Here is a 1,400-nt window from a genome sequence, read left to right as displayed (position 1 = left end):
TCGAGAATAATCTGCCCGGCTGTTTCGATGCGCCAAGCCTTGATGGCCATTTGCACCGTCCGCAGGCTTTTCTTCGTGAAGCGGGACGGATCGGCGCTCATTAGACGCTCCAGGACCGAGACTGCCGAGACCGCCGGATCCGCCTCAAGCCACGCTCGAATCTGGGGCTCGAATGGCTCCAGCATGCTCTGCCTTTTCGGGTAAGGCTTGGTCCGACGATATGGCCTCCGATGTGTCGGCCGTTTCTCCCCAACCTGCCAGGCGGTCTTCAGGCTCAAGGTGAAGCGTTGCAGATCGACGGCGACCGGTTCTTCGGATCTGGCGTTTAGGCCACGCCGATCGACACGCCTTCCGAGCTCCTCCTGGGCGGCGCGGATCCCGGCAAACAGTATCACTGGATCCGCGCTTTCCAACATCGCCTTTAGCCGATCCTTGTCGGCCTCGGCCACAGCGGAATGGGCCAGCACCCGCGCAGCAGGCGGCACGGGCGGATGGTAGCGTTTGATGACACGAGCGCCGATCCGCGTCTTCTCCCGCAACTTGAACGAAGGTTGGAACAGGTTGCCATGCAGACGCACCACCTCATAGAGGCGAGCCAGCGCTGTCGTCGCCTCCGCGCCGACGAACCTTCCGTAACCGACCAGCCTTCGCACGATCGCACCGTTCTTCTGCTCGACCCAGGCTTGATCGTTCTTTCGATACGCGCGCGAACGGGTCACCTCCAAGCCCTGGCTTCGACACCAGCAGACCACCAGTTCGTTCATGAAGGCGCTGTCATTGTCAAAGTCGACGCCAAGCAGCGGAAATGGAAACTGCGAGCGGGGCTGCTTGATGGCAGCGATCACCAGGCCGCTTTCGCGCGTCCGCACCGGCACGCACTCGGTCCAGCCCGTGGCGATATCGGTCAGCACCATCGTCTGCGCGAAGCTGCCGGACGAAGAGGTACCCGAATGGGCCACGAAATCGACCTCGACGTAACCGGGCAACGGATCGTTCCAGTCCCCGAAAGTGCGCACCGGGACCGACCGGCGAACTGCGGAACTCATTCCGGCACGCCGACGCTGGCCACCGCGAGCCACCACACGTACCTCTGACAGCAACCGATCCATCGTCGCTGCACTGACCATTAGCAGTTTGTCGCGAAGCTCGCTGTTCAGCTCGAGCCGGCCGTGACGCTCAAGGGCGGGCAGTAAAATCGGAATCAGCGGCTTCAGGCGTTTCGAGCAAAGACGATCGGACGCTTCCCATAGAGCCACCAGCGCTTCCCTGACATCGGAACCATACTGGACAGCGTGCTGCCTAGCGGAAGGCGGCTCGGACCCACGATGGCGGAGCACTCTGATCGCATGCTTGCGGTGGTAGCCGGTAACCGCGACGAACTCATCTAGGATTCTATGCTT

General features: G+C 61.9%; 1 protein-coding gene. It reads right to left on the bottom strand.

What is annotated here, in order from left to right:
* Positions 1–1,046: integrase catalytic domain-containing protein (locus tag C5L12_RS27680; RefSeq protein ID WP_245423071.1), on the bottom strand; the 1,046-nt coding region annotated here is incomplete at its 3' end.
* Between the last annotated feature and the right edge of the window lie 354 nt (positions 1,047–1,400).

Origin of the sequence: Neorhizobium huautlense (assembly GCF_002968575.1) — a bacterium.
GTDB lineage: Bacteria > Pseudomonadota > Alphaproteobacteria > Rhizobiales > Rhizobiaceae > Neorhizobium > Neorhizobium huautlense.
This window is presented reverse-complemented; position numbering and strand designations above follow the sequence as displayed.